This window comes from Halorubrum sp. BV1, assembly GCF_000746205.1.
Classification (GTDB): Archaea; Halobacteriota; Halobacteria; order Halobacteriales; family Haloferacaceae; genus Halorubrum.
The window spans coordinates 50,814-72,148 of sequence record NZ_JQKV01000001.1 but is presented as its reverse complement, the minus strand read 5'-3'; the positions used below and the strand labels follow the sequence as shown (position 1 = coordinate 72,148).

Annotated in this window: 31 protein-coding genes; 13 read left to right on the top strand and 18 right to left on the bottom strand. The window is 53.8% G+C overall.

The window, feature by feature from the left end; genetic code table 11:
• Window positions 1-11: 11 nt before the first annotated feature.
• Genes EP28_RS00335 through EP28_RS13920 form a run of 6 tightly spaced genes read right to left on the bottom strand, consistent with a single transcriptional unit; the run spans window position 12 to window position 3,270 of the window.
• The gene (locus EP28_RS00335; RefSeq protein WP_049982039.1) at window positions 12-311 is read right to left on the bottom strand and encodes a hypothetical protein; all 300 of its coding nucleotides are present in this window, start codon (window positions 309-311) and stop codon (window positions 12-14) included.
• A gap of 6 nt (window positions 312-317) precedes the next feature.
• Window positions 318-800 (bottom strand): hypothetical protein, encoded by a 483-nt coding sequence (locus EP28_RS00330; RefSeq protein WP_049982038.1) that lies wholly within the window; start codon window positions 798-800, stop codon window positions 318-320.
• Window positions 793-1,155, bottom strand: a complete 363-nt coding sequence (locus tag EP28_RS00325; RefSeq protein ID WP_049982037.1) for a hypothetical protein — start codon at window positions 1,153-1,155, stop codon at window positions 793-795. The genes EP28_RS00330 and EP28_RS00325 overlap by 8 nt, the downstream gene beginning before the upstream one ends.
• Before the next feature lie 3 nt (window positions 1,156-1,158).
• Window positions 1,159-1,548 (bottom strand): hypothetical protein, encoded by a 390-nt coding sequence (locus EP28_RS00320; protein WP_155118388.1) that lies wholly within the window; start codon window positions 1,546-1,548, stop codon window positions 1,159-1,161.
• A 40-nt stretch (window positions 1,549-1,588) separates the two neighbouring features.
• A complete protein-coding gene (locus EP28_RS00315) occupies window positions 1,589-3,088 on the bottom strand; it encodes a hypothetical protein (RefSeq protein ID WP_049982035.1) in 1,500 nt (499 codons plus the stop codon).
• Window positions 3,085-3,270, bottom strand: a complete 186-nt coding sequence (locus EP28_RS13920; RefSeq protein ID WP_155118387.1) for a hypothetical protein — start codon at window positions 3,268-3,270, stop codon at window positions 3,085-3,087. Before EP28_RS13920 ends, EP28_RS00315 begins: the two co-directional genes overlap by 4 nt.
• 177 nt (window positions 3,271-3,447) lie before the next feature.
• Between EP28_RS13920 and EP28_RS00310 the strand changes: the two genes are divergently transcribed.
• The 3 genes from EP28_RS00310 to EP28_RS00300 all read left to right on the top strand — a co-directional run bounded on the left by EP28_RS00310 (window position 3,448) and on the right by EP28_RS00300 (window position 5,014).
• Window positions 3,448-3,714: a DUF8053 family protein gene (locus EP28_RS00310; RefSeq protein WP_049982034.1), complete on the top strand. Its 267-nt coding sequence runs from the start codon at window positions 3,448-3,450 to the stop codon at window positions 3,712-3,714.
• Between the two features lie 282 nt (window positions 3,715-3,996).
• Window positions 3,997-4,137, top strand: a complete 141-nt coding sequence (locus tag EP28_RS13915) for a hypothetical protein (RefSeq protein WP_155118385.1) — start codon at window positions 3,997-3,999, stop codon at window positions 4,135-4,137.
• A gap of 139 nt (window positions 4,138-4,276) precedes the next feature.
• Window positions 4,277-5,014, top strand: coding sequence for a hypothetical protein (locus EP28_RS00300; RefSeq protein ID WP_049982032.1), 738 nt, complete (start codon window positions 4,277-4,279; stop codon window positions 5,012-5,014).
• Window positions 5,015-5,389: 375 nt separating this feature from the next.
• Here EP28_RS00300 and EP28_RS00295 read toward each other — a convergent pair whose 3' ends face one another.
• The 4 genes from EP28_RS00295 to EP28_RS13565 form a co-directional block, all read right to left on the bottom strand.
• Entirely contained in the window at window positions 5,390-5,728 is a 339-nt protein-coding gene (locus EP28_RS00295) for a hypothetical protein (protein ID WP_049982031.1), read from the bottom strand.
• 65 nt (window positions 5,729-5,793) lie between these two features.
• The gene (locus tag EP28_RS00290; protein ID WP_049982030.1) at window positions 5,794-6,381 is read right to left on the bottom strand and encodes a site-specific integrase; all 588 of its coding nucleotides are present in this window, start codon (window positions 6,379-6,381) and stop codon (window positions 5,794-5,796) included.
• Window positions 6,382-6,524: 143 nt separating this feature from the next.
• Window positions 6,525-7,541 carry a hypothetical protein gene (locus tag EP28_RS00285; protein WP_049982029.1) on the bottom strand — a complete coding sequence of 339 codons (1,017 nt, stop codon included), beginning with the start codon at window positions 7,539-7,541 and terminating at the stop codon, window positions 6,525-6,527.
• Window positions 7,542-7,674: 133 nt separating this feature from the next.
• Window positions 7,675-8,361 carry a CAP domain-containing protein gene (locus tag EP28_RS13565; protein WP_230455252.1) on the bottom strand — a complete coding sequence of 229 codons (687 nt, stop codon included), beginning with the start codon at window positions 8,359-8,361 and terminating at the stop codon, window positions 7,675-7,677.
• Between the two features lie 368 nt (window positions 8,362-8,729).
• Between EP28_RS13565 and EP28_RS13910 the strand changes: the two genes are divergently transcribed.
• Entirely contained in the window at window positions 8,730-9,155 is a 426-nt protein-coding gene (locus EP28_RS13910; RefSeq protein WP_155118383.1) for a hypothetical protein, read from the top strand.
• Window positions 9,156-9,208: 53 nt separating this feature from the next.
• On the opposite strand, the gene EP28_RS00280 is transcribed toward EP28_RS13910, so the two are convergent.
• The 3 genes from EP28_RS00280 to EP28_RS13900 form a co-directional block, all read right to left on the bottom strand.
• Entirely contained in the window at window positions 9,209-9,559 is a 351-nt protein-coding gene (locus tag EP28_RS00280) for a hypothetical protein (protein WP_049982028.1), read from the bottom strand.
• 101 nt (window positions 9,560-9,660) lie between these two features.
• On the bottom strand, window positions 9,661-10,371 hold the full coding sequence (locus EP28_RS13905) for a hypothetical protein (RefSeq protein WP_155118381.1): 711 nt from the start codon (window positions 10,369-10,371) through the stop codon (window positions 9,661-9,663).
• On the bottom strand, window positions 10,368-10,820 hold the full coding sequence (locus tag EP28_RS13900; protein ID WP_155118380.1) for a hypothetical protein: 453 nt from the start codon (window positions 10,818-10,820) through the stop codon (window positions 10,368-10,370). The genes EP28_RS13905 and EP28_RS13900 overlap by 4 nt, the downstream gene beginning before the upstream one ends.
• Window positions 10,821-10,889: 69 nt before the next feature.
• Here EP28_RS13900 and EP28_RS13895 point away from each other — a divergent pair, with 69 nt between their 5' ends.
• A complete protein-coding gene (locus EP28_RS13895; protein ID WP_155118379.1) occupies window positions 10,890-11,555 on the top strand; it encodes a hypothetical protein in 666 nt (221 codons plus the stop codon).
• 144 nt (window positions 11,556-11,699) lie between these two features.
• Complete coding sequence (locus EP28_RS00270) at window positions 11,700-12,764, top strand: Cdc6/Cdc18 family protein (RefSeq protein ID WP_230455238.1); 1,065 nt, start codon at window positions 11,700-11,702, stop codon at window positions 12,762-12,764.
• 204 nt (window positions 12,765-12,968) lie between these two features.
• Here EP28_RS00270 and EP28_RS13560 read toward each other — a convergent pair whose 3' ends face one another.
• Complete coding sequence (locus tag EP28_RS13560; protein WP_080506053.1) at window positions 12,969-16,058, bottom strand: HD domain-containing protein; 3,090 nt, start codon at window positions 16,056-16,058, stop codon at window positions 12,969-12,971.
• Between the two features lie 496 nt (window positions 16,059-16,554).
• Between EP28_RS13560 and EP28_RS00260 the strand changes: the two genes are divergently transcribed.
• Window positions 16,555-16,824, top strand: coding sequence for a hypothetical protein (locus tag EP28_RS00260; RefSeq protein ID WP_049982025.1), 270 nt, complete (start codon window positions 16,555-16,557; stop codon window positions 16,822-16,824).
• A 5-nt stretch (window positions 16,825-16,829) separates the two neighbouring features.
• Here EP28_RS00260 and EP28_RS00255 read toward each other — a convergent pair whose 3' ends face one another.
• The 3 genes from EP28_RS00255 to EP28_RS00245 are packed head-to-tail and all read right to left on the bottom strand — an operon-like array spanning window position 16,830 to window position 17,630.
• A complete protein-coding gene (locus tag EP28_RS00255) occupies window positions 16,830-17,075 on the bottom strand; it encodes a type II toxin-antitoxin system HicA family toxin (RefSeq protein ID WP_049982024.1) in 246 nt (81 codons plus the stop codon).
• A gap of 2 nt (window positions 17,076-17,077) precedes the next feature.
• On the bottom strand, window positions 17,078-17,347 hold the full coding sequence (locus EP28_RS00250) for a type II toxin-antitoxin system HicB family antitoxin (RefSeq protein ID WP_049982023.1): 270 nt from the start codon (window positions 17,345-17,347) through the stop codon (window positions 17,078-17,080).
• Window positions 17,348-17,387: 40 nt separating this feature from the next.
• Entirely contained in the window at window positions 17,388-17,630 is a 243-nt protein-coding gene (locus EP28_RS00245) for a winged helix-turn-helix domain-containing protein (protein WP_049982782.1), read from the bottom strand.
• 241 nt (window positions 17,631-17,871) lie between these two features.
• Here EP28_RS00245 and EP28_RS00240 point away from each other — a divergent pair, with 241 nt between their 5' ends.
• Genes EP28_RS00240 through EP28_RS00225 form a run of 4 tightly spaced genes read left to right on the top strand, consistent with a single transcriptional unit; the run spans window position 17,872 to window position 19,353 of the window.
• Window positions 17,872-18,105, top strand: a complete 234-nt coding sequence (locus tag EP28_RS00240) for a hypothetical protein (RefSeq protein ID WP_049982022.1) — start codon at window positions 17,872-17,874, stop codon at window positions 18,103-18,105.
• Complete coding sequence (locus EP28_RS00235; protein WP_049982021.1) at window positions 18,102-18,443, top strand: helix-turn-helix transcriptional regulator; 342 nt, start codon at window positions 18,102-18,104, stop codon at window positions 18,441-18,443. Before EP28_RS00240 ends, EP28_RS00235 begins: the two co-directional genes overlap by 4 nt.
• Window positions 18,443-18,859 carry a hypothetical protein gene (locus EP28_RS00230; RefSeq protein ID WP_049982020.1) on the top strand — a complete coding sequence of 139 codons (417 nt, stop codon included), beginning with the start codon at window positions 18,443-18,445 and terminating at the stop codon, window positions 18,857-18,859. The genes EP28_RS00235 and EP28_RS00230 overlap by 1 nt, the downstream gene beginning before the upstream one ends.
• Window positions 18,859-19,353, top strand: coding sequence for a hypothetical protein (locus EP28_RS00225; protein ID WP_049982019.1), 495 nt, complete (start codon window positions 18,859-18,861; stop codon window positions 19,351-19,353). Before EP28_RS00230 ends, EP28_RS00225 begins: the two co-directional genes overlap by 1 nt.
• A 1-nt stretch (window position 19,354) precedes the next feature.
• Here the strand turns inward: EP28_RS00225 and EP28_RS00220 are convergent, their stop codons facing one another.
• On the bottom strand, window positions 19,355-19,663 hold the full coding sequence (locus EP28_RS00220; RefSeq protein WP_049982018.1) for a hypothetical protein: 309 nt from the start codon (window positions 19,661-19,663) through the stop codon (window positions 19,355-19,357).
• Window positions 19,664-19,719: 56 nt separating this feature from the next.
• On the opposite strand from EP28_RS00220, the gene EP28_RS00215 reads away from it, so the two are divergent.
• A complete protein-coding gene (locus EP28_RS00215; RefSeq protein ID WP_049982017.1) occupies window positions 19,720-20,040 on the top strand; it encodes a hypothetical protein in 321 nt (106 codons plus the stop codon).
• Entirely contained in the window at window positions 20,037-21,182 is a 1,146-nt protein-coding gene (locus EP28_RS00210; protein ID WP_049982016.1) for a tyrosine-type recombinase/integrase, read from the top strand. Before EP28_RS00215 ends, EP28_RS00210 begins: the two co-directional genes overlap by 4 nt.
• The last annotated feature ends 153 nt before the right edge of the window (window positions 21,183-21,335 follow it).

Genomic DNA, 21,335 nt, shown 5'->3' with positions numbered 1-21,335 from the left:
GTCTGTCCGCGTTAGCTGTCGTCATTGTTGAGTTTCTGTTTGAGTTGGTCTGAAAGCCGATCCAGCAGCGTCACCACGTAGACGGCCGCAGCGAGCAGCGTCAGCTTCGTCAGCATCTCTTCAGGGAGCCACGCCACTTCCGGCGCGATCGTGAAGCCGCTGATCGATAGTGCCGTGAACACCGTTCCGATGTTCGCGACCACGACGCTCGCGACCGGGTCGAGCCATGTTACCCCCAGCAACTGCAGTAAGGCTCCACCGGTCGCCGTCGCGACCGCCGTCGGTTGCGTCAGTAGGTCTCTAAGTTCCATTCGTAATCACCCGAAGAGGAAGGTCTCGACCCCCGACAGCACGGGGACCGAGTCGGCGATTGCTCGCAGGACCCGACTCCCGGCTATCAACACGCCGTACGCTATCGCGATCGTCAGCACCGCTACTGCGAACGGCTGCAGCGGTCCGAGCGGTGCCGTCGCCGACAACAGCAGACCGGATCCGAGCGCTAGCACATCGCCGAGTGGATTCGTGATCGCCTGTGTCGCCGTCGACAGCGACCCGCTCAACAGTCCAAGCGAGCCGATCACCGAGTCGAACGGCCGCGCGATGATGTTCGCGAGGTCAAACGCGAACCCGAAGATCGCGCCGAGGACCACCGGAATCACCCGGGCTCGGAGAAACCGCAGCGGGCTGGTCGCGAATGCAACGAGCGTGTTGATACGCGCCCGCCCGCCGAAGATGCTCGTCACGATGCCTCTCACGATGTCCTCGATGACACTGCGGCTGAGCCCGCCGTCGTCACTCATCGCGGATCACCCCGACGAGCAACGCGATCAGGTACCCGCCGGCCGCGACGATCACTACCGCGCCGATGAGACCCGTGTCAGACGCAAGCCCTGTCGCCGAGCTAAACGACTGCGCGGCGAGTCCCTGCGAGAAGACACTGTCGACGAAGCCGGTGTACGCCGCCGAGATGTCTCGTGCCCGGTCGATTACGAGCACGTTCCACAGCGTCGCGACGGTGTCTGCCACCTTGCTGAAGAACGATGTCAACACGACGGTGAACGACCACAACCCGACGTCGGTCCAGTCGACCCGCCTGCCGTCTGCGTTACTAATGAACGGGAGCCCGCTTTCCCAGAAGTCGTCACGGGCTGACATCGGTTACCCCTCCTCTGGGTCTTCTTCGACGCCGATGAACGGGATGTCAGTGAAGCTGAACGGGATCGTGTCGCTCGTGTCCTGCCGCGAGAGGTACCACGAGAGGATGAACGCGCCGGAGAGGGCGACCCCCAGCGCCACTGGAAAACCACCGATCCCGAAGACCGATACGTCGGCCTGTGACGCCTCGGCACCGGCTTCGATTATTCCAGCGGCACCGTCACCGAGAAGCGCCGTGACGATCGCCGCCAAGTTGTCGGCGAACGCTCCGAGTGGGCTGATGAAGACGTTGCTGATGGCCTCGACCGCGTTCGCGGCTTGGATGAAGAACGCCGCTATCGGGAGGAACAGCAGCCGTGTGAGCGCCCCGTCGATATTCTCGACTTGACTCACATCGTTCAGCCGTCCAACCCAGTCGGTGCCTTGGGCCATCCTAGATCAGCCCCTTCACGCGAGCCAGTAGTGCGCTGACGACACCAGCGGCCGCTCCGAACGGCGAGATGATCATGTCCCAGATCCCGCCGCCAGACGACTCAAACTGTCCGACGCCACCGAGCTGCTCGACAGCACTCTTCTCGTCGCCCGTGACGAGCACGGTCGCGTGGTAGCCGATTTCCTGTCCCGGCTGGATCGTATCGTCGAGCGTCACCGTATCGCCCTGCGAGGCTATCGAGCCGAGGACGCTGGTCCAACCGCTGATCTCGCTGAACTCGGTGTCAGATGCACCCTCCGAGACCTCGACGGTCTGGTACCGCGAGTTCGGAACGGTCACGTCCTGTTTGAGCGCTGCGTTCGCGTAACTCACGTCGTAGGCCGACGGCAGTTCGAGCCGGTAGTACGCCTCCATCCGGTGCTCGAAGCTCGGGTACGACTCTGCGGCCGCGAAGCTCACGTTGACTTCCTGCTCGTCGCTTTCGAGGTCCGACGCGCGGAAGTGCATCGGCATTTCGAGACCTGCGATCTCCGCGTTCGCGAAGGCCGAACCGAGCGTGTCCATGTCGTAGACCTGCACCGCACCCGGCTCGCTCACGTCGCGGATCGTCTCGGTCTCGAAGTCGTCGTCATCGTCGGTGTCGACCCGCTTGTCACCGAGCGACCACTCCGAGGTCTTGTCCGCGTTCAGCGCCGACAGCTGCACCGTCGCGTTTCCATCCGTGACGACGACATCGATCGACTGGATCTCCGCCATCGTGCCGTCGCCGCTGCCCTGCGTGGTCAGTGCCCCGACCTGCTCTTGGATAACGTAGCCTTCGCCGGTGCCGGTCGCGATCACGTCGTCGTCGCTCGCCGACGCGCTCGCGTTAACCATCGTGGTCACGTAATCGCCGTCAGCGTCGACGGCGCGGATCTCGACGGTCGCACCAGAGTCGAGCGTGTTCACGTCGAGCATCGCCTGCAGGTACCGCTTCTGCGCATCCGAGGTGATCGACACGTCTGAGAAGCTCGCGGTCGCCGTGTCGCCGCTCGTCTGTGAGCTCGTCGAGACTTCGAGCGCCTCGACGCCCGGCGCGGTCGAAGAGTCGGCGACCGTCATCGAGCCCGCGGTGCCCGATTCGTCGACGGTCCATCGGCTCTCGTTGTGGACCGCGCTGACGTTCTCGTCAGCGTGCGGGAACGCAGCACCGTCCTCGAAGTGAACGTCAGTCGCAACGAAGCCGTACGGGTTGACCGTTCCAGTGGCGATGTCGTCGACGTCTTGGCTCTGGTTAACGGTCGCGGGGAGCGTCGCGATCTCGCCGGAGTCGTCCTCGTACTGACCCGGCGACATCGTCTCGCGGTCGAAGTTCTCGACCGTCACGTCCGCCTCGATGTACGGGTTCTGCGCCGCGCTCGCGTTCTCGTTGAAGTCTGGTGCAGCCATCGCCGCCGGCGCGGCCAGCGACGTTACCAGCAACGTCGCGAGCAGCGCCGTGAAAATCGTCTTGAACCTCATGCTGTACCACCGTAGCCGTCGCTCGTCTGTGTTTGAGCCATCAGTCTGCGAAAATGCCCGTTTCCGGTGGGCAGACCGTACTTCTCCGCCAGATCCGCATCCAGCGGGTGGCGCTCTCGAAACCGTTCGAGGTACTCGGCGAACCGATCACTAACAGCCAGACCGCGAGGCTCGTCGCTCACGGCTACCGACCACCTCGGATTCTCTCGTTTCGGTCGATCATCTCTGTCTATCGGCCGCTCCGGCCGATAGACGCGCGACCTGTCCACCCGTGTTTAACCCACCGCTGAAATGGAACAGAGTAATCTCGGAGTCATGTCAGGCATAGCTTTAAGTGACCCAGACAGGTCGGCCAGCCCATGCAGAAGCTCCAAGACCACGGTGGATCGGGTGTGGTCACCCTCCCGCGCGACGAACTCCAGAAAGACGACGTCCTCGACGACGGCGACATCCCGGACGAACAGCACCTCGATGTCGAGCGGATGGGTCGCCGGACCTACGTGGTCCGTATCCCCGAAGATGACGGCACGCTTCCCGAGCTGACCCAGTGCGACTTCGTCGAGCGGCTGGCCGCGCAGCGCGCCCTCGATCTCGATGCGAGGCGGTTCGTGCCGCAGGCGGATTGAGTTCTCACGTGTCGACATTACCTTTTGATACGAGCGCGCAGAGGAGAGGCCGAATTAGACGAGTTGCTCAACACCCTCAAATCCGACCTATTGGTAGTATTTCATCAAAAACACGAATTCAGCATCCAGAACTCGGAATACTGTGGTTTAGACGGTGTATTAAGGCATTGCCGCTCCGATTGGCTGCCTTTTTAGGAGATGCCAACCACGTTCGAAACGCGAAAAGTCGGCATCTCCACCCCTAGGCAGGGTTTGGCCGGCTTTTCGATGCAAGCCCGTTCGATGAGTGACGACACTGACCAGTCGGATGCAAATTCCGACAGCGACGAGAACGAACCAAGCCGTCTCGATCGGATTCGTGAGCTGAAGCTGACGCTGGATGCGATCAGGACAGCCGCGAAGCTCGTTGAGATGTTGAAGTAGTGGAGTACGCCACTTAGCCGGCGTCTCCACCCCTAGGCAGTTGCAATTACCATCAGTATACTATTAAACGATTTGGCTTGTATCTGTAGATGCCCGACCAAAGAACTTAGACAGTCAGTGTTCCAATTGTCAATTATCGATGTCCCACTCCGAAATCGAACAACACCCTATCCGTCATAGTCTCGGTCTTTCCAGAGACTTGGCAATAGGGACGGTCAAAACGTTCGTCGACGCCCTATTCGGAGTGTGCTTTCTATACGTGGGTATAGATTTTGTTGAGTCATTTGTCAGGGTGGAGATCAGCGCTCTATTCGTTGATCTAGTTGCTAATCCCGAATTTTTCTACTTTGTACTCATTAGCGTGTTTATCTGGCGGATTATGGTCGAGACAATAGAGGAGTCGGATAGTGCCCAATCAGATGACCAAGAAGACTTGAATGATATTATAGGGAAATTCGGCACATCGAAAAAATTCGGGAAGATCTATCGCGGAGCCATGTTCATGGTCATGAACGACCTATATAAGGGGGTAGCTTGTGGTTCCGGAGCTGCCTTTGCTATTCTATCGGCCGGTAATATTCCAACCGGGCTCGCTGTATTGCCAGTGGTATTTGTCCCAGCAGTGGAAGTTGCCCTTGTAAAATCAGGTAGGCAAGGTCCGATGTTCGTGATAGCGTACCTGACGCTACTTCCGCTGATCTTCCCTATCTTCTTTACAGCGCTAGTTGTCTATAGTATCCGGAGAACACCGGATGCGATGTTCAAAGCTTGGGAGATCGTTGTAGCACCATTTACTGCGATCCTCCAGTACCCCTACAGAGAGCGCTCAACTCTTGATACACTCGGGAGCCTACTTAATCGGCGTCGCCTTGGATGAGTTTTGGCTGAAAATAGAGCTTCCAATAAAACGCGGATATAGCTCCTGTTATTGTCAACCACGCAGGGACGAGAACTGGATAGATTGTTGCTGTATCCAGTTGTAGTAGCCAGCCAATTACACCAAGTACTATACAAGACAGAGTTGCTACAGTCACTCCAATCAAGATCGCCTTCGCCCCCTCCTGGGTCAATTTGATAAAGTCAGGCGATCCTTCCGAACTCATTATCTCCAGACATTCAAAGGAGACACATTATTTTATCGAACATGAATATGATTGCTACCCACAATCCGACTTTTCTGAGTAGTAGGCCGGTTTGCCTTCTATTCGATTTTCATATTTCTACACAAGTACGAACAGTCCGTCTCTCAAATCTATTCTTTGAACTCCTCCAGCTTCGCTTGGATCGTCTCTTCATCTGGTTCGATCTCCTCACCATCTATGATAACACGAACGTCAAAATCTCTCAGTCGGTCAACGATATAGGTGGAAACAATACCCTCAGCAGCCAGTTTACCAAGATACAGGCCAAACTCGATGACCTCTGGAGTGGTGACATCTTTCTGTATTTTTGTGCCTTGGTAGACGAGTTCTGAGCCGTCTTCGAACTGTTTGCTTGTTTCACCAGATCGGTACGTGCTGGCATCAATAAGCTCGCTCATCGCCCGTTTGTCATCAGTTATGATCTTGATTTCTACTGCTTCCTCGTCCATATGCTGCTGTTAGCCGGTAACTGGGAAAATGATTGGTAGACCGGAGTGTATGTGAACTGCAATTTCTAGAGCCACTCCACCTTCTGCCGCGCTCGGCGCTGTGCCGCCGGCGAGTACGTCCCGTTGTAGTGATCGAGGAACGTCTCTAGGTCTTCCCAACCGCCCCAGTCGAGGACGAGCAGCGGGTCCACCTCCGCATCCGCGAGCGAACTCGCCCACGTTCGCCGGAGGTCGTGCGTACTGAGGAACTCCCACCCGCGCTCGTCCTCCTGGTCGGCGAGCTGCTCGCGGGCGTCCTGGAGCCACCGACGGAGTGAGCGCGTCGACTCGATTGAGAGCACCGGCTCGTCACCTGCGGCGTCGCGCATGTCGCCGATCGTTTCGATCCGCATCGCGAGATCGCTCGGGATCGGCGTCTCGCGGAACTTGTCGCCCTTCCCCTCCCAGACCCGGACCACCCAGCCGGCGTCCGTCTCGACGACATCCTGCGGGGCGACGTCGAGGATCTCCTTCGAGCGCAAGCCGGAGCGCGCGCCGAGGCCGAACGCGATCGTCTGCTCGGTGTCGCTCGCGATGGCTTCGAGTTTCGAGACCTCGCTCTCGGAGAGCCACACCTTCTTCCCGTCCTGCTCGTCGTGAGGTCGTAGGTTCATCGCGTCCGGCTGGCGCGTCAACCGGACATAAAGGTGCGGGTCGAGGTGGGTTCCCGGCGTGATCGGAGCGGGTTCGAGTACGATCGCGTCCGACTCTCTCCGTATAGTCGGACAGAAAAATACGGCAGGCTTGAGGCTAAGACTCAGATATCGTCTGTTTCAAGCTCGCCCGCCGCATCCGTCTGATTTCTCTCCACGTTGTCCGTGTGCTGCATCCCTTCGCGCTCGACGTAGATGTTCAGGTTCTGTGCGAGAGATTCTAGTTCGCTGCGGAGATCCGCTTCGTGCTGATCGAGTTCGGTTTCCAGTGCTCCGTGAAGTTGATCACGCAGAAGATCTCCGTACCTTTCACGAAGATCGAAGTTCGCATCCAGCATCGGCTTCTGAATCCGATTGATTTCGCTTCTTATCTCACTTGGACTCCGCTTTGTCCAGCCCTTCAACATGTACATGAATCCTTCCGGAACCTCCACCTCATTCGACCTATCGTCGATACACTGATTTCGCCACTTTGCCACCTGAGTCACGAGTTCAAGCCGTAGCGGCCAATCAAGCCGATCGATCTCATCAGTTCCAACTGCGACGAACGCATCACCGGAGAAGATCACGCTCATATTGGCGAACATATCGGTCTTAGTCGTTCCATCGGCGTTGACAGTCCGCTCACTCACTTCACCAGTGATGAGAACTCGGATGATATCCTCTCTGATCACGGGGTACGTACCCATCTCAGTCTGCCAGTATCCGTATACACCTGCCCCCAGTAGCAACATACCCAGCAATGCTATCTCGATCCCTCCACCCAATCCAAGAATAAATAACAGACCACCAACGGCGATGCCGAGTGCGCCATGAGGTCCGTATGGGCGGTATTCGAGCTCGGATTCACCGATCTTGGCCCAGTCGGCCTCGGCTTGTAATCGGCCTTCGACAGTTCCTGTCTTTTTACCGACTTCTTCGCTCTGAATTTCCAAATCCGTGTCTTGGGAGCCGTGTGTCGTGTACTTAAAATCGGATTCTTCTTGAATTTCTTCGATGCTCCGCTTGAGCTTTCTGTAAAACTGTCGCGGATTGATCCCGGAGTAGTCGCCCTCCACAAATTTAGTTGATTTTCTCAAATCTTGGCGACCGAAGTTCAGACGCTGTTTCCCTTTAGCCATACACCTTCGCTATCGTGAAGGTGTATATAATTGAGGGCTTAGTTACATTTCTTTGGGAACAGTGATTCATTGACTCTCCGCTTCTCTCCCAGTTCCCGGACGCCGAGTGAGTATTTATCACGAAACGGGTGGTTCATACACAGAACATCTGCGTTGCGTATACTTTGTTCTCCTCTGTTATCTCGATCCCAACACCCGTGATTGTCCAATCATTGCTGAGAATATTGTCTCGATGTCCCGGTGAGTTCATCCACTGTTCAACTAACGAATCTGCAAGCTCTTCCTCACTGTTCAAATATTTGCTCCCATCTTCCGTGGCTATGTTTTCATACACCCAGGTTTGTGCGACATTCTCCCCACCAGAAACACACCCCGCATCATTCAGCCGCTCGCCAGATGTCGATCCCGGGAGATCGTGAGCGAGTTCTCCACGCTCGGCCATATGCTCGCTGTGAGAACTGGACTGTCTGGATAGGGAACTCTTTGTCGCGAGAGCTACTAGATTCCGTTCAGCTCGGGCATCGTTGATTCCGTTTCGAACCAGTTCCTCAGTTTCCGTCTCGTCAATTTCACTCGACTCCGTTAAATTAGATGCGGCACTCTCCGCCGGTGAGACCAGTTGCTCATTCGGCGAATCGATAGGGCCGATGCCAGCAAATCCCGCAACGACAGTCAGCGAAACAACCACGAACCCAATTTTTGTCAATTTCCACAACCCAGATGCGGGATAGTGGTATGTGAACTTCAGGAAGCCGATTATGTTCGCAAGTATCCACATCGGAATTGAAACGATAAACCAAAACCCATCAGACAGCCACATCACCGGAGTCGAGCGATTCTGATTCGCCCCCGACTTCTGTGGCTGGGTACTTGATTTACTACTTCCTATCTCAAATCGTTTCATTCCACTACAACTGTGTGCTTCAGGTAATCGATGGGTACTGCAATGCTTCTTTCCACATTCATTGCAGGAATGGGCAAGACCAGAGATATCCTCACCGCACTCATCGCACTTCATACTGTCACAAAGATGGCCGATTAGTTAGGCTTACTGGCGGTTCCAGTTCTAGATAGTTTAGAAAGGCGGCTATTCGCCAGTCTGGCGGGATGGACCTGCTTCTCGCCACGGTTTGGCTACGGGCTTGAACCCACATTAACATATTTGGTATCAAACAATCAACAGCCAATATGGCGATTGATACAGCAATCGCAACGTTCGAGGAAGATAATGAACGCATATTATGGCTCCCCTCGGTAACTCTTGCGTACCTCTTTACGATTACAGGGAATACGGCTCAATTTGTAATCGCCGTCGCTGCCATCGGCGGTGCTCAGTGGTTCAGGCTTTTTATTAATTTTGACTTCAGCTCTAAGCAAGGCCTGAAATCACCTAGGAACTGGTTTGAAGAGAATTATTCATATCTAAGATTAATGCCGCTGGTTGTTCTTTCTTTGATTTATGCTAGTGCCACAATTTACGCTGTACTAGGGTTGTATCGACATTTTACTGAACAAGATATCGTACTGGTCGGTTTAGGGATTGTCTGGTGGGGTATCGCTATCGTTGTTCTTGTGAATACGATAGCTGTCGTTGCGAAAACGGATAATGCATAGCCGGCTAAAAGATGGTACTTTTCGATATACCGATTTTAGCCCCCCTTTGGATCTCATTTGTACGTGATGTCGATCTCAATGTCGAATCTATGAGGGCACGTTCGGGAGTCACCTCGGCCGACCTTCTCCTCACCGGTACACGGTTCAGAGAACTCCCTGTGTGTCTCATCATTGGCCTTCATCGTGCTGACTAGACGGTCGATCTCAATACCCCTGTTCGTACATTTTGAGTTAGTACACGGCTCTCTACCCGGTACATTTTCAATAGTATAATTGCGTTTTTTCTGTGTTTCTACCAGATCTGTTTCCTCGATCTCGATTTCAACATCTTCAATGTCTGGGAAGGCGCTCTCGAATGAATCGTGCTTTTCCCGAAAAACGGGTTGTCTCTCGTCATCGACCATAATTGGCCGATCACATTGAATCGGTAAAAAAGGATGACCAACCGTTACGGATCGCGTCTGACTTTCCACCAGAAAGCGGACAGTTCATAGACCTCCTCTGATTATTGTTCTTCTTGGCTCATATCCAGATCTTCCAAATCATCCAATTCAGATTCGAGTAAATGACTGATCCAGTTATTCCCGAAGGCACCTAGACTAATTACTGCTTGAACGGACCTGTTAAAATCTGTGAGAGAGAATCCGGAATCTTCTGGGAAGATTTTTCGATTGATCTGAAACCCTTGGAAATAATCATTAGGTGTGTACGTTAGCTGTGTAGCAACTTCTGGATGAGACAGTTCTTGAAATAGATTGAGTCCAAACCGTTGTAGCACTTCCTCATCCATCGATTCAAGAATATCTATAGCTGCGATAACTGCAGGTGGAAATTCATCATCTTCTTGCGCAGTAACCAGTTCACTTTCAGGTTCGTCAGTTGCATCAACAGCGTCTCCCCCCAGTTCTTCTTCTGAAGCAGAGGCAAGTGATCGGAATTCTCCATCTTCAGGCGACATACCGGTTCTCTCCTCAATTATTTCATCGCTTAAACTGGTTGCAATCTTTTCTATTAGGCTGTATCTATACCTGATTACAAAAAACGGCTTGTCATGGACATCTAGAATTGTATAAGGGGTATCTCCGTGACCGCAGATCAGTATTGGTACTTGACCATTATCAGCCTCAATAGTTTCTTCAGAGACTACTTCGTCACCGATGTCTACAACGTACTTTTTGATGTTTTCAATTCCGGAGGATGTCTCACCATCGGTCATCTTTGCACCAACTGTTTCTGTAAATTGCGAGCAAGGTCCTCTCCAGATTCAAGAAGACTGTCTTCTAACAGCGGAGCAGAGACGCCAGCTTGGCGTCTGCCAGCTGGTCCCTGAAGAGATCCAAGTGAGTCAAAGAGTGAATAAATAAAGCGCTCACCGTATTCGCTTAGTGTGTAGTATGAACTGAATGGATCCTCTTCGCCATTTTCCAAGGCTCGCTTTCTAATTAATCCACCAGATTTCAAGTTAGACAGAGCATTTGATAATGTCTCTGGGTGGAGTGGCTCATCATCTCCGAGTTCTTCGCGTAATTCGGTAAACGCCAAGTCACCTTGGTTAAACAGTACGATAACCACAGCTCGCTCTGTATCCCCACCCAGACCATCAATCGCTTTGCTGATTTCTTCAGGGAATTTCTCTGAATAGCGTTGAATAGCGGTGGTAGTCATTTCGGGTCAAGAGTTTCTGACCCGGAGTATTAAACGCTTTGGCGAGAGGTCTAGTCTTGAACACGAGACATGGAGCGGGACATACAACGCAATTTTGAAGATCTTGTTCGTGATGCCCATCAGCAATCGGAGAAGGCCCTATATCCCTACCTCAAACTCCATATCTTTGGACCCTACCAAGATGATTGTTATGCGTATCTAACCGAATTGAAAGTTCAAATGCAGGAGCGCGGATTTTTTAAAACGGCTATCTGCGATGACAGAGGTAATAAACCACCGTCAGATGCAACAAAAGAAGAAAAGAGGGAATTCTGGTATGAAGAGAGCGAAGAATTTCTTGAAGAGTCTGATGTGTCTGTCTTTGTATTTCTCGACTATATTTTTGAGAGAGAGTCGCTTCCATCACGTGCACGAGAACAGGCCTATGATAGTGGTGATGATGACCCTAAGGAGATCAATTCTTCCGTCGTTGGCGAGTTGGTTTATTGGCTCACTCACGAAGATCTAGATAACGAGAGAACGCTACTACTATTTGAGGAAGAGATCTATGAAGAAATGGGTTCTGTGGTTACCGGTCTAACCCAAGCGACGGGGGTAGATTTCGAAGTAATTCCTATTGAGGATATTGAGTCAGCAGTAGATGAAGTCAGGCAGCGGAGTACGAATTGGGTCATGAATGAAATGAGAGACGAACTCGTAGATAGATATTATCAAGAACAAATGGAAAATAGATGATTTCCTTGTGAGTTGTCAGGGATACCGTACCCATATTTAGCGATCTTGTTCGTCGTCACTGGCAACTCTCGAAGTTCTTCAATTATATCACCGATTCTCTTCGAGGGTAAGCATTCAGACTTTTTGTCGGTTTATTTATTAAATATGTACTACTTTCACCCCGGACGGCTCGCTTACAAGTCACCGAATCGAGAACGCCGAGTCGTGATCCAAAACGCCCGTGTTCTTAAGGAAGATTGGGTCCCGCAGGAACTCCACCACCGAGAGGGACACCTCCAGCATCTCTCTGCTCAGTTGAAGCCCCTCGCGCACGGCCTCGGCGCGGAGACCGTGATGATCACCGGCTCCAGTGGCACCGGAAAGACAACAATCGCGAACTACATCGTCCGCCAACTGGACCAGGAGGTCCTCGGTATTCGCTGGGGCTATGTCAACTGCATCTCCGAAACGTCGATGTCCGCGATGATATACTCGCTCGTTCGCGACGCCGGCCGCGCGAACGACCTCCGGAAGAAGGGTACGCCGACCTCGACGATGTTCGACCGACTCCGCGACTTGGACGAGCACTTCGTCGGGATCGTCGACGAGGTCGACGTCCTCGACGACGAACAGACCATTCAGGCGCTCTGGGAGATCCCGAACGTGACCCTCGTTCTCATCTGCGTCGACGAGGACGACTTCTTCGCCGACCTAGACTCGCGCGTCGCCTCTCGAATTCGGGGCGCGACGAAAGTCGTCCTAGAGCGATACCACCACGACGAACTCGTGGACATCCTCTGGAGTCGGATCGACGCCGCCCTCGCGACGGGCGTCGTCGAGGAGGAGGCCGTCGAGACGATCGCGGACATCGCCGCCGGCGACGCCCGCCACGCGATCACGCTGCTCCGGCGGTCGGTCCGCGACGCCGTCAAGCACGGCGACGAGACGCTCACCGTCGAGAACGTGCAGCCGGTCCGCGAGGAGGCTCGCGAGGAGATCCACGAGCGCCACGTCGACACGCTCGGGACGCACCAGCGACACCTCTACCAGATCATCAAGGAGGCGGGAGAGATACGCGCCTCGGAGCTTCACCGGCGGTACGAACAGCGGGTCGCCGACCCCCGCGCAAAGAGCACGCGGCGGAAGTACCTCCAGTCGCTGGAGCACTACGAGCTGATCGAGGCGGTCGGCTCGACTCGTGATCGGCGGTATCGATACAGCGAACCTTGAATCGCGGCTCTATTTAAATAGAAACTGATAAGAAATATTTGCTGAATACGGGCAGTGGGCCTTGCTGGGACACGACATAGGTCGGACAAAATATGAGCTAGGAACAAAATTGGACAGAGAGTCACTCATAGACTAATTCTGCTCAGCCGACACAGCCACTAACTCACGTTGTTGAGTGCCTAAACAAGTCCCATTGTACCTGAATTAGTTCTCTTCCTCAAAATGACTGAACCAAACACTAGGATCGAAAGCTGCTTGACTTGATTGTAGGGTTCGACTCAGAACATCCAAGTCAATCATATCTATCAGCTTTTGCTCTTCATATGATAGATCCTCTTCAATACGTCTCCTTAGATCAGCAGTATCCACAATTTCACTTTCATTTGTAAGAGTTTGTTTCACTATATGGTCAATAATACGTAATAATTTAACATGACTGTCCTTCTCTGTGTCTGCTTTTCTGTGAATGTCAACCAATACGCCACAGAGATCAGAATAGCTGAAAACGAGTAACTTATCCGCTGTAATCAATCCAGCCTCGTCATCTAAGCCGTCAACTTCAATTTCGTCGCGTTGAACAAGCAATCTAACGTTAGTGCCAGCTTGAGACGGACGTTGTGAGGATTTGGGAAACTTAATCCAGCTTGGATTTTTATCAATCTTGCACCAATTGATGTCGATCCTTTTCTCTTCTTTAATTACCTCTATCGATTCTGGCTCTCTACCCTCCCAGACCTGATCCGGGAATCTCGGAGAATTTATATTACAAACAACCATCCCGTCAGGAATGTCTGTAAGAGGAAGTTCCAGTCTGTCCACCAAATCCTGATAAGATTTGCTAGTTGGCATATCTCTAAATAACCGATCAGCTCGACGGAGTAGTGGTGAATCAACAGTCCAAAATTTACCAGAAGATTCTAAATCTGAGAGAGTCATTGGGATTCGTTCGTTTTCTCTTTCGACTAGTATTATCGGGACATTCTTCATCTCTTTATCTAATATTTCTGAATTATTTATTGTTCTTTTTCGAAGAGGACGGATTATAAATTGAGCAGCCTCTACTGCCCAAGCTATTGAGAAAGAACGTTCTTTATAAAGAGCTTCCACCTCCTCCTCAACATGATCAAGGTAGGACTGATAGATGTCAGATAGTGTTTCTTCATAATTTTCCCCAGATTCTAAATCTGTCCTCGCTACGTTGGTTCGTGGTCGGTGCGAGCCGGTTAGATTAGCCATCGATAGAAATGGTTTACCTTGATATCCAGGTGTCTCGGCAGTAACTCGAATTCCTTCGATGGCGGTTCCAAGTGGGTCTATATCAAGATCTTCATTACTTCCACTCCGCGTTCTTCGTCTGATCCCCCCTGCATCTGGTCCCTTAACAAATTTCCAATCTCGAAAATGGTCTGATTTTTTAACAGCGTAGCAAACAGTCATGTCATTGTAATTGATTTCTTTTACTTTTATTTCATCAGATTTGGACGTAAGCGGTAATGCTTCCATATTATCGTCGATGTAGTTTTGCATAGCTTGTTTTAGAGAATCATATCCTATCTTCCATTCATCATCATTATTATATAATTTAATCGAACAGGGTGGACAGAGGAACCACTTATCACAAATCTCTTTTATATCTTGGACATCTGCGGAAGGTCTCATCCTAAGATCAACAATAGTTCCATGCGGAGTGACACTCTCGTATTCCGGGTCATCTTCACTCAGGTGTCTAATTAGGTATCGGCCGTGTACAGAGCGGAATGATATTTGTCGCGGAGGTTCATCTGCCTCATGACCAGTGTATATGTTCACTTCATTTGCAATCATGAACGCCGATAGGATGCCGATGCCGAATTCACTGATTGGATGAAAATCAGGAAAATCATCCTTGAAGCGTTGTGTTTGATAGCGGGATGAGCCGACTGTTAAAAGGTGCTCCTCAATAATCTCCTGAGTCATCCCAGTACCATTATCCTCAATTCTCAGTCTTCCGTCGTTTTGATTCCAGTGGATTTCCACTTTTCCATCGTAGTCAGTTCCTGACTTTTCTTTTTTAACCCTTATAGCGTCAATACTGTTTTGTACAATTTCTCGTATAGCTACATCTGTATCATTATATAATGTATGTCCTGTTAGAAGGTTTAGGATATTTCGCTGATCAATATCAAATTCGAATGTTTCTCTCTCAAACCCTTCAGTTTCAATATTGGTATCGTCAATACTCTTCCAATAGAAATCAAACTCTCTGGGGTATCTACTCTTTGCCTCTTGAACCCATTCGTTACACTGCTTGAGCTGTTCTTCAGCATAATCGAGATAATCGACGAGAGCAAAAAACCCCCGTTCATTTTCGAAGTACGCACGGACTTCGATAACAGATGGGTGGTCTTCGTCATTGGAATCTTCATCTATTAATGACTGAGGTTTCGGCCGTATGCTTGTTACTGCCTCTTGTTTTGCCCATTCTTCCTGACCTTTCGGATCATCTGGATTGATCACCCTGAACATGATTGAAGGCGCTCTATCTGACGTTATATGTAATAGATCAGATGACCTGAGAAGGATTGCACAGTATTGTAAATTAGCAGCAGCTTCATCGGACTGACCGTAAGGGCAAGATACTTGGTACTTTTCCAAATCGTCCAAGTCATTCAGATGATGGCTTTCACAAACTTTAGCCAAGTCTCTCCGAAATGGTTTGGGGAGATCATACAAAAGTTGTTCAATTTCTTCAACAACTTGCTCAGATCCACCCATATCATCATCAATCTCACCATTTATCCAATCACGGATTCGTTGAGCATGGTTGGATCGTACAAACTCTTGATAGAGGAACCGCTCCTGCTGGTCCGAACCGATTCCTTCTATGCGTTTTCTGTAATCCTCACCCTCATCTCCTTCATACAGCGTTTTCTCTTTGAACGATTCAAAATTTGACTCTCCTCGGTCTTCAAATTCTTCTCTAGTAACTAGTAAGCCGAGGTCATGAAAGTATATTGATAAAACAGTCATAAGCCAATCAGTTGCAGTCATTTTCTCTTGAGTTTCTTCTGGAATGATCCACTCTAGGTTCTCTAACATTCCATTAATATGGTCTATATCATGTTTAGTATATTCGTCAAATACTCCATTAGAACCAATGAGATCAAGCAACTTCTCGACTTCTAATTTTAGTCCTTTGAGATTTAGGGAACTGAATTCATCAATATCTTCTGCCTCTTTTGCCCTCTGTTCAGCCGTCGTGTTTAGCTCCACCGGCATTGTTGTGTGGCTGTCATCAAATGTAATAAATCCCATGTCGAATTAGCGATCTTGGTAGAGATTTTTTGACGTATTCTATCGATACAGATTTCTAATAGCAGTGCTGAATCGAGTGCGAGAATTTCCTGCACTACGTTCATTATTAATTAGTTGAATTGTGATTCCGAGATATCCGGGAGTTGGTCTCATAATATCCTTCCCGTTTCTTTTGACCCTCCAACCACTCGTGCGGAGCAGAGTGCAATCGACAGTAGCTAAACTTTTTCAAAACGCACGAACCGCGAGCTAAGCAAGCGGTAAGTGCGTCCCGGTGTGCAGGATGGCCACTGAAACCAATAACTCGTTGAGAATTTCAACAGGGCGTGCCTTTCGATATTTCCACTATCGCTAGACTGCGTCGCTTTCGATATATTCGATATTTCGCCGTTGAGAGCGCCCTCGGGTGTCTACACGCTGAAAATCGACGTTTGGAGTCGTCTTCCGATATGCTCCCCGGTTCCGCTTTTACCGAATCTCGTGTCGACTTCGCTGTATGAGTCGAGCACCACTGAAGTCGAGCGAGGCGAGTGATCAGATCCGGATCGACCCCGAGGACGACGATGTCGATGCGGTCAGCGTGATCATCTTCGACGACCCAGACAGCCGCATCGTCGTCGACGGCAACGACGACACGTGGGAGTTCGCGATCAACGACGAGATCGCGTACTCCCGGTGGGAGATCGGGGAGCTACCCGAGTGGATCGAACCCACCCTCTCGCGGATCGGGATTCGGGCAGTTCGAACCGGACAGGTGGACGCGTGAGCGCGTCAGCGATGCTCGTCGATCCACTCACACCACGCGTGGAAATCGTCGGCACCGCACTGATCAGCGATGTTTCGGAGGGTGTCACCGCTGATCTCGTGTCCGATCGGGACCGTAACGTTCCGTGTCTCACCCGTCTTCGGGTGAACGTATCGCAGTTTGAGATGACTCCCGGTTCGGTCGACGGGTGTGTAGTTCATGCTCGTCAGTACCGAGACGATTTCCCGACCGGTGAATCGCTGTCGGACCACGGTTATGCCGTCTCGTCAGCGCTGTCGAACCAAGGCGCGTCGGGCACGCCAACCTCATCCGACACCTCGTCCGGGTCGAGGCCGAGATCCTCCAGGTCCTCGTCGGTGACGGGCTCGCCGGCTTCCCCAGTGTGGAGAGCGACCGCCTCGTCAAGCATCTCCAGCGCCTCCTGCCGAGTATCGCCGCACGAGGCGACACCGAGATCCTCGTCGATCGCCGACCAGCCGCCGTCGTCCTCCTCGATCAGGCGGATCTCGCGGCCTGTGCTCATGGCTGGTGGTAGTAGTGACCGCGAAATAAGCGTTCTGTCGCTATTCGTCCTCGTCAGAGAGAAAATCGCGGCCATCGTCTGTCAGCCACCATGCGTCCCCTCGACCGACAGACTTAGAATTGAGATATCCATCATCTGCGAGTGGTTTCAGCCGCTTCAGCACTCCACTATTACTAAATCCGAGTTCTTCAGCGACCTCAGTGGTAGAAAGGAATGGGTCGGAGGATCTGAGCAGGATCCGCAGGATCTCTTCATCGCTCACTGTCTCCTTTCTACCGGCCATACTGGTGTCCACTCTCACCCTACATTATATTTTCATGGGAAAAATAGTTCAAATATATGGACTAATTCAGAATACTGGATTGGTTCATACAAAGAAACTAAATACCCGCCCTTCTCAACGTGTAGCTACGGAAGCACTCTCGCGGACCTGTCGCTTGTCGGTGGGTCCCCTCAGAAAGTTGCGGACCCCGCTGCTGGTACAGCGGGTCCGCGTGGGCTTCCGTGTCTAGGGCACGAAAGCCATGTCAGCAAACCCGTCGGGACCATATCAAACTCCCGGCACGGCGGTTGGCGGTATCGTTCTCAACGGCGACAGCGACGCTTGTCCGGGCTGCGGTCGACCGCTCGCGAGCCACGCGCTCGACGGCGGTCGCCGCGCCATGCTGTCCCCGTGCGGCCTCGACGTCAGCGGTGTCCCCGCGGGCGACATCGTCGACGCGCTCGGCCGAACCACCTCGCAGTACCTAATCCAATGAGTTCCACGACTAGCGGCACGACCGAGACGCACAGCACGCCACACCACACGGACCTGACCACGTTCCAGATCGACCTCCTGACCGTGACCGCGCGGCTCGAAGCCTCGCTCACGGACGTGAAGGGGCTGGCGATCAAGGACAACCTCGAAGACCTCCACGGCGAGGCGGTCAACCACGGTCGGCTCTACCCGAACCTCGACGATCTCGCGGAGAGCGGGCTCATCGAGAAGGGGACGATCGACAAGCGAACGAACTCCTACCGCGTCACCGAGACAGGGTTCCGGCTGCTCGCGGAGCGCCGTGATCACCTGGATGTCGCCGTCGACGGAGGTGCGTGATGGCGGACAACACGCACGCCGGGGCGGTCGCGCACCAGCTCGCGAAGGCGGCGGCCGACGGCGACGAGCCGCGGGTCGTCGAGGTGCCGATCACGCTGCACCGGAACAAGCAGGGTCTGCACGCGTGGATCGATGAGGAGGCGCTCGGCGAGGAGACGGTCGAGGAGGTCTCGCCCGAGATCGACATGGAGGAGATCGAGCGCCGGCTGTTCAACCGCTTCCCGGAGGTCCTGCTCCAGAACGCGGAGGAGAACCTGACGCCGGAGTGGTGTCGTGAGCCGGAGGACGCGCCGCAGGTCGCGAGCGCGGACTTCTACCCGGACGTGGACAGGCTCGGCGGCGTCGCGATCGCGATGGACCAGCGCGCGCAGTGGGCGATGATCCCGCGGGACGACGACGAGAGAGGTGATGCGTGATGCCGGAGGTCGTTCAACGCGATGCGGAGAGAACGGTCGAAGTCGCCGGGCACACGTGCCGTCAGGTCGCAGTGGACACGGGAACCTCGGTCCTCGCGAAGTACGAGTGCGTCGACTGTGGGGTTCACACGAACTCGATCCTCACGCTCGACTACCTGGACTGTGAGACGGGAGAGTCAGACCGGCCAGATGACATCTCGGACGATCCTGAACCCCACTGGCCGGACCTGCGAGTTCACCGTGACCTCGACGCCATCCTCGAAGATCTTCGTGAGAAAGAGGCTGTCGTCGAGGTCGAACCGTCTCTGTCGAACCCGAAAACGGGGGCTGTTGCCTCGCTGTTCGTTGAAATCGGAGGTTCCCGTCCGAGTTCCCTGGATGTGAGTCCCGTGCTCCGCGACCACGACCTCATCATCTCGCACTCGTACCTCAGCCCTCGCGATGGGCTTAGACTCCAGATCGTCTGCCCGGAGGTGAGTCGCTTTGCTGCTTGATCTAGATGTGCTGCTCGTCGACGATGCCGTCGAGGTCGATCTTATCGAGCTCGCCTCTCAACTCCGCCTGGAACTCCTCGCTGCCGGACTCGGAACCGGAGGCACTCAGCTTCGATTCGGCGTCCTTCAGCGTACCGAGTTCCATCCGACACTCGGCGCAACAGACGACATGTGGAGCCATCTCGAAGGCTTTCATGTCCCGCTCTCTCTGGAGGTACAACCTCCACTTCGCGGGGAGACCGAATGTTGTCCACTCGCCGTTGAGAGACTCGCCGCAGTACGCGCAGTCGTCAGGGATAGCGTCCGCCATCGTTCTGCTTCCGATGTCTCTTGTCAGAATCATCAGTCTTCGGGGGGTGTCGCGGCGTGAGCGGACTCGACTGGCCCGCTGGCATCGAGCGCCGTGTCGTCGACGCGGAGCGCCCACTTACGGGGGTAACGTACGGGCCTGCGGTCGACGCCGACGGCTACGTCCTCACGCTGATCACGGCGGAGGGCCCGCTCGAAGTCGAGTTCGACGAGGAGGCGATGTACCTCCTCTGGACGGAGGTCCGCGGGACGCCGTGGCCGGACTCGCCGACACCGAGTGAGGCTGACCTGCTGGTGAAGCGGCTCGTCGAACTCGCGAACGGTGCGGACGAGGAGATGCTGAAGGACGCGATTCGCGCACTCGGAGGTCAACAGTGAGAGACGACGAGTACGAAGCGCCGGCGGCCAGCGACGAACTGGTCCCGATGGCACCGCGCGAGGCGCTCGACATCTGGCTCGAACGCCAAGAGATGGACAAGGCGGAGAGCACGGTCCGGAGCTACCACTACCGTGTTGAGCCGTTCGTCGAGTTCCTTGAGAACGAAGAGGGCATCGAGAACCTGAACAACCTGAACGGGCGTCACCTCCTCAGGTTCGACTCGATGCGCCGCTCCAGCGGCGATGTCCAGAAGAACACGCTGAACAACCAACTCGGGACGATCCGGCAGTTCCTGGAGTTCGGTATCAGGGCGAACGCGGTCGAGCCCGCGGTCGCCAGTCAGGTCGATATCCCGCACGTCTCGAAGGACGAGCGGATCAACCGCGAGAAGCTTCCGACACAGCGCGCGAAGGATATCCTCGCGTACCTGGACCGCTTCGAGTACGCGAGCCGTGACCACGTCCTCGCGTTCTTGATGTGGGAGACGGGTGCGCGCGCCGGGTCGCTCCGCGCGCTCGATCTGGAGGACGTCTACCTGGAGGAGGACGATCTCGATCGGCTGCGGTATCAGGAGGACCTCGACGTCGGCGAGTCCGTCCTGGAAGAGATCCTCGGCGGCGTCGAGCTTCCGTTCGTTTACTTCCGACACCGGCCGGAGACCGACACGCCCCTGAAGAAGGGACACAGCGGCGAGCGTCCGGTGAACGTCTCGGACGAACTCGGCGAGGTCCTGCGCGCGTATATTCGGCACCGCCGGAAGGACGGAAGTGACGAGCACGAACGTGAGCCCCTGCTCACCTCGGAGAAAGCGCCGGGCCGGATCACTGTCTCCGGGCTACGCGTCCGTGCCTACATCTTGACTCAGCCGTGCCAAGTCGGGAAGGAGTGTCCTCACGATCGCGATCCGGCTGATTGTGAGGCCCGTGAACACGGGTATCAGTCACGCTGCCCGTCGGTCCGGTCGCCGCACAAGTGGCGGACGGGTTCGGTGACGTGGCATCGCGATCGAGGGTGGCCGTCGGAGGAGATCGCGGTGAAGATGGCGACCTCTGTGGAGCTGGTGAACAGCGTCTACGACCAACCTGAGAAGCTGAAGCGGATGTCGAACCGCCGGCAGCATCTCGATACTCTGTACAAATGATACATCACAACCTCACGTCGAGCGTCGGATGGGTCGCAACACAGATTCAGTTTGTGTCCTCAGCGGTCCCATCCTGTTTTGTAAAGCATCCGATAAATAACAGCGAGAGCACCCTCTCGCGCCCCAAAACCGCATCCGGGGGGTCGCTATGAT

Excerpts from the sequence above, each read along its gene's own strand:
- EP28_RS00295 (WP_049982031.1), bottom strand. The coding sequence starts at position 5,728 with ATGGACGAGGAAGCAGTAGAAATCAAGATCATAACTGATGACAAACGG.
- EP28_RS00225 (WP_049982019.1), top strand. The coding sequence starts at position 18,859 with ATGCCGGAGGTCGTTCAACGCGATGCGGAGAGAACGGTCGAAGTCGCC.
- EP28_RS00335 (WP_049982039.1), bottom strand. The coding sequence starts at position 311 with ATGGAACTTAGAGACCTACTGACGCAACCGACGGCGGTCGCGACGGCG.
- EP28_RS00260 (WP_049982025.1), top strand. The coding sequence starts at position 16,555 with ATGAGTCGAGCACCACTGAAGTCGAGCGAGGCGAGTGATCAGATCCGG.
- EP28_RS00290 (WP_049982030.1), bottom strand. The coding sequence starts at position 6,381 with ATGAACCTACGACCTCACGACGAGCAGGACGGGAAGAAGGTGTGGCTC.
- EP28_RS13915 (WP_155118385.1), top strand. The coding sequence starts at position 3,997 with ATGAGTGACGACACTGACCAGTCGGATGCAAATTCCGACAGCGACGAG.
- EP28_RS13565 (WP_230455252.1), bottom strand. The coding sequence starts at position 8,361 with ATGTGGCTGTCTGATGGGTTTTGGTTTATCGTTTCAATTCCGATGTGG.
- EP28_RS00300 (WP_049982032.1), top strand. The coding sequence starts at position 4,277 with ATGTCCCACTCCGAAATCGAACAACACCCTATCCGTCATAGTCTCGGT.
- EP28_RS13895 (WP_155118379.1), top strand. The coding sequence starts at position 10,890 with ATGGAGCGGGACATACAACGCAATTTTGAAGATCTTGTTCGTGATGCC.
- EP28_RS00315 (WP_049982035.1), bottom strand. The coding sequence starts at position 3,088 with ATGAGGTTCAAGACGATTTTCACGGCGCTGCTCGCGACGTTGCTGGTA.
- EP28_RS00240 (WP_049982022.1), top strand. The coding sequence starts at position 17,872 with ATGTCAGCAAACCCGTCGGGACCATATCAAACTCCCGGCACGGCGGTT.
- EP28_RS13905 (WP_155118381.1), bottom strand. The coding sequence starts at position 10,371 with ATGACCGATGGTGAGACATCCTCCGGAATTGAAAACATCAAAAAGTAC.
- EP28_RS00245 (WP_049982782.1), bottom strand. The coding sequence starts at position 17,630 with ATGGCCGGTAGAAAGGAGACAGTGAGCGATGAAGAGATCCTGCGGATC.
- EP28_RS13560 (WP_080506053.1), bottom strand. The coding sequence starts at position 16,058 with ATGGGATTTATTACATTTGATGACAGCCACACAACAATGCCGGTGGAG.
- EP28_RS00330 (WP_049982038.1), bottom strand. The coding sequence starts at position 800 with ATGAGTGACGACGGCGGGCTCAGCCGCAGTGTCATCGAGGACATCGTG.
- EP28_RS13910 (WP_155118383.1), top strand. The coding sequence starts at position 8,730 with ATGGCGATTGATACAGCAATCGCAACGTTCGAGGAAGATAATGAACGC.
- EP28_RS00250 (WP_049982023.1), bottom strand. The coding sequence starts at position 17,347 with ATGAGCACAGGCCGCGAGATCCGCCTGATCGAGGAGGACGACGGCGGC.
- EP28_RS00325 (WP_049982037.1), bottom strand. The coding sequence starts at position 1,155 with ATGTCAGCCCGTGACGACTTCTGGGAAAGCGGGCTCCCGTTCATTAGT.
- EP28_RS00310 (WP_049982034.1), top strand. The coding sequence starts at position 3,448 with ATGCAGAAGCTCCAAGACCACGGTGGATCGGGTGTGGTCACCCTCCCG.
- EP28_RS00220 (WP_049982018.1), bottom strand. The coding sequence starts at position 19,663 with ATGGCGGACGCTATCCCTGACGACTGCGCGTACTGCGGCGAGTCTCTC.
- EP28_RS00285 (WP_049982029.1), bottom strand. The coding sequence starts at position 7,541 with ATGGCTAAAGGGAAACAGCGTCTGAACTTCGGTCGCCAAGATTTGAGA.
- EP28_RS00235 (WP_049982021.1), top strand. The coding sequence starts at position 18,102 with ATGAGTTCCACGACTAGCGGCACGACCGAGACGCACAGCACGCCACAC.
- EP28_RS00270 (WP_230455238.1), top strand. The coding sequence starts at position 11,700 with ATGTACTACTTTCACCCCGGACGGCTCGCTTACAAGTCACCGAATCGA.
- EP28_RS00230 (WP_049982020.1), top strand. The coding sequence starts at position 18,443 with ATGGCGGACAACACGCACGCCGGGGCGGTCGCGCACCAGCTCGCGAAG.
- EP28_RS00280 (WP_049982028.1), bottom strand. The coding sequence starts at position 9,559 with ATGGTCGATGACGAGAGACAACCCGTTTTTCGGGAAAAGCACGATTCA.
- EP28_RS13900 (WP_155118380.1), bottom strand. The coding sequence starts at position 10,820 with ATGACTACCACCGCTATTCAACGCTATTCAGAGAAATTCCCTGAAGAA.